This is a genomic window from Bacteroides sp. OF04-15BH, from assembly GCF_003477995.1.
Taxonomy (GTDB): Bacteria; Bacteroidota; Bacteroidia; order Bacteroidales; family Bacteroidaceae; genus Paraprevotella.
Map to the genome: position 1 here is coordinate 1 of NZ_QUEM01000073.1, position 4,335 is coordinate 4,335.

At 49.5% G+C, this 4,335-nt stretch carries 2 protein-coding genes; both read left to right on the plus strand.

The annotated features are described in order from the left end of the window. The first annotated feature begins 496 nt into the window (after positions 1-496). Complete coding sequence (locus DXA74_RS15690; RefSeq protein WP_118529063.1) at positions 497-3,016, plus strand: ribonucleoside-diphosphate reductase subunit alpha; 2,520 nt, start codon at positions 497-499, stop codon at positions 3,014-3,016. A 53-nt stretch (positions 3,017-3,069) separates the two neighbouring features. Further along, positions 3,070-4,119 (plus strand): ribonucleotide-diphosphate reductase subunit beta, encoded by a 1,050-nt coding sequence (locus tag DXA74_RS15695; RefSeq protein ID WP_118529065.1) that lies wholly within the window; start codon positions 3,070-3,072, stop codon positions 4,117-4,119. The last annotated feature ends 216 nt before the right edge of the window (positions 4,120-4,335 follow it).

The window sequence follows — 4,335 nt, forward strand, 5'->3', positions numbered from 1 at the left end:
AATTAATTACAAAATGGACATTTTTGAGTGACGAAGTCAGGTGCTATGACTGACCCTCGTCTCGGCGGCATCGGCAGTGTCAGTCTGTCGTCGTAACCGTACAACCGTCTATTCCTCAATCCGTTACACCTAATGCTCCAAATCCTTTACAAAATCGTGCAAACCCCATACTCGTGCCTTTTACCGCCATTCTCAGCGATTAGCCTCCGCTCTACCCAATGCAAATATTGTCGTTTCCACACAAAAGCCATTGGCTAAAAACAGCGGAAAACAAAATTTAAAAAGAAAACAATATTGTAATAATTAAAATTTTTCGTACCTTTGTTTACGAATCGATTACATACGACTAAGAATAAATTCTGGTATATTGCTGCACGAATCATATCCTTCCTTGATGCAAGGCTGCCACGGATAGTACTTTCAGGAAAATCTTGATTATGCAGTTTTTGCCGGCTACCTTTCGGAAATTATACAACAATATATTTTAAAAGTTCTTATGCAAGTAACGAAAAGAAACGGGACAACAGAGCCCTACAACAGGGAAAAAATTGCTGTCGCAATAAGAAAGAGTTTCGCCAGTACCGGTCGGGAGGCTGCGGATGACACTATTCAGAAAATGGTGCATGAGGTGGAATCCTTCGTGCGTGACGACGCTACAGGCAGAAGTGTGGAGCGAATCCAAGATGAAGTGGAACGCTGCCTGATGGAACATGGCTTTTATGCGGAGGCAAAAAACTACATTCTCTACCGATGGCAGCGCACGGAGTGCAGGAAGACATTAAGCTATATCGCCGCGGAGACTGCCCGACCGCAGATTATGGATGTGCTCAAGGGCATACAGGCCGACTTCGCCTCCAACGAATACAGCCTTACCTTGCTGGCAGAGAGGTTTTCGGGATTCTGCAAGCCGGAGATGTCGGCAGATGAACGCATGGCGGCACTCATAAAAACAGCCGTGGAACTCACCACGCAGGAAGCCCCAGACTGGGAGTTTATAGCCGCACGACTGCTTGACTTCGTGCTTTCTGAAAAGCTGGAGAGGCAAGCACGCCTTGCAGGAGTACATTCGCTCTATGAGAAACTGCGTTATCTTACGGACGAAGGGCTGTACGGAAGCTACATCCTTGACTCGTATTCACGACAGGAAATAGAGGAAGCTGCGGCATTCATGCGCCCCGAACGTGACAAACTGCTCAACTACTCGGGACTCGACCTCCTCTACAAACGCTACCTCATACGCACTCACTCGCACGAACCTATGGAGTCTGTGCAGGAAATGTACCTGGGTATAGCCTTGCACCTCGCCATGCCTGAGAAGAATGGGCGGCTGCAATGGGTGAGGAAGTTCTACGAAATGCTTAGCCGTCTGGAGGTGACAATGGCGACACCTACGCTTTCCAATGCGCGCAAGCCCTATCATCAGCTTTCCAGTTGCTTCATCGACACCGTGCCAGACAGCTTGGAAGGCATCTATCGCAGTATCGACAACTTTGCAATGGTGAGCAAGTTCGGCGGCGGCATGGGCATGTATTTCGGTAAAGTGCGTGCTGCCGGTGGCAACATAAGGGGCTTCAAAGGCGTGGCAGGAGGAGTGATACGATGGATGAAACTCGTGAACGACACTGCCGTTGCAGTCGATCAGCTGGGCATGCGCCAAGGGGCGGCAGCTGTTTATCTGGATGTGTGGCACAAGGACTTGCCGGAGTTCCTTCAGCTCCGTACTAATAATGGAGACGACCGCATGAAGGCTCACGACATCTTTCCTGCCGTGTGCTACCCCGACCTGTTCTGGCGACTGGCGAAGGAGAATCTCGACAGGCAGTGGTTCCTCTTCTGCCCGAACGAAATAATGACGGTGAAAGGCTACTGCTTGGAGGACTATTACGGAGAGGAATGGGAAAAACGCTATTGGGACTGTGTGAACGATGCACGCCTTTCCAGACGCACCATAAGCATAAAGGACGTGGTAAGGTTGGTGCTAAGGTCGGCGGTTGAGACCGGCACCCCATTTACATTCAATCGTGACATAGTGAATCGTGCCAACCCGAACAGCCACAAAGGAATGATTTATTGCTCCAACCTGTGTACGGAGATTGCACAGAACATGTCGCCCATAGAGTCTGTTTCGTCTGAAATACGCACGGAGGGCGGCGACACGGTGGTGGTGACAACGGTCAAGCCTGGCGACTTTGTCGTGTGCAACCTTGCCAGTCTGTCGCTCGGACACCTCCCTTTGGAGGACGACGCCTTGATGAAGGAAAAGGTGGCGACAGTCGTTCGTGCACTTGACAATGTCATCGATCTTAACTTCTACTCCATCCCTTACGCCAAGATTACCAACCGCCGTTATCGCAGCATCGGACTTGGCGTGAGCGGCTACCACCACGCACTTGCCATACGCGGAATACGTTGGGAAAGCGAGGAGCACCTTAGCTTTATGGACGAGGTCTTTGAACGCCTCAATTATGCTGCGATAGAAGCCAGTGCGAAACTGGCGAAAGAGAAAGGAAGATATGAATGCTTCGCAGGAAGCGGATGGCAGACAGGCGATTACTTCACCAAACGCGGCTACACATCTTTAAAATGGCAGACTTTAGCGGAAAAGGTGGCGCACGACGGTATGCGCAATGCCTATTTGCTGGCAATTGCCCCTACCAGCAGTACAAGCATCATTGCCGGAACAACTGCCGGAACCGACCCCGTGATGAAACGTTTCTTCCTTGAGGAAAAGAAAGGGGCGATGCTGCCACGGGTGGCTCCAGCACTGTCGGACAGAACTTTCTGGAAGTACAAGAGTGCCTACCTCATCGACCAGACATGGAGCATCCGTGCCGCAGGCATACGGCAACGGCACATCGACCAGTCGCAAAGTCTGAATATTTATATTACGAACGACTTCACAATGAGGCAACTTCTCAACCTCTACCTGATGGCTTGGGAATGTGGAGTGAAAACGCTCTATTATGTGCGTAGCAAATCATTGGAAGTGGAAGAGTGTGAGAATTGTGCATCATAACATAAGTTCCGCATCTCTACGTGATGCGGAACTCAAAAAACAAAACAGGTAAAATGGAAATTATGAAACTGAAGAAGAACGCCCTGTTCAATCCGGCTGGCGACACGGAAACACGCCTCAGAAGGATGATTGGGGGAAACACGACAAACCTTAACGACTTCAACAATGTGCGGTATAAATGGGTGAGCGACTGGTATCGGCAGGCAATGAACAACTTCTGGATTCCGGAAGAAATAAATCTCGCCCAGGATGTGAAGGACTATACGCGTCTGGACAGCAGGGAACGCACGGCATACGACAAGATACTTAGCTTCCTCGTCTTCCTCGACTCGTTGCAGAGCAACAACCTTCCGAATATCAGCGAGTACATAACTGCCAACGAAGTGAACCTATGTCTGCACATACAGGCTTTTCAGGAGTGCGTGCACAGCCAGAGCTACAGCTATATGCTCGACTCGATATGCAGTCCGGAAAAGCGCAACGAAATTCTGTATCAATGGAAAACCGACGAGCATCTGCTGAAAAGAAACACGTTCATCGGAAACTGCTATAACGAGTTTCAGAAAGAACAGACCGGCGACACGCTCATGAAGACACTGATGGCAAACTACATTCTGGAGGGAATCTATTTCTACAGCGGCTTCATGTTCTTCTATAATCTGAGCCGCAACGGAAAAATGCCGGGCTCGGCGCAGGAAATACGCTATATCAATCGGGACGAGAACACACACCTATGGCTCTTCCGAAACATCATACTGGAACTGAAAAAGGAATCCCCCGAACTCTTCACCGCCGATAAAGTGAAAACCTATGAAGCAATGATGCGTGAGGGGGTGGAGCAGGAAACGGCATGGGGAAAGTATGTGATAGGCAACAATATCCAAGGGTTGAATGAGCAGATGGTGGCAGACTACATACGATATCTGGGCAACCTGCGTTGGAACAGTCTTGGATACGGCGTCCTGTATGACGGCTATGAAAGAGAACCGGAAAGCATGCGATGGGTGTCACAATACTCAAACGCCAACATGGTGAAGACCGATTTCTTCGAAGCGAAAAGCACGGCCTACGCCAAGAGCACAGCTATCGTGGACGATTTGTAGAATTTATGAATTGTCTCGGCCTCTCATTGCTTCGTGAACCCGTGGGAAAAAAAGTAGGAAGAGAACCGCTGTTCTCTTCCTGAACTACCGAGTGTGCTGAGACCGAAACCACCTGACTTCGTCATTGCGTACCCCAAAAATCTTCGTCAAAGAGTTTAGCTATTTTCTGATGCCTTGCCATCAGCATGGTTTGGGTGTAAACCTCCTTGTTCAGAG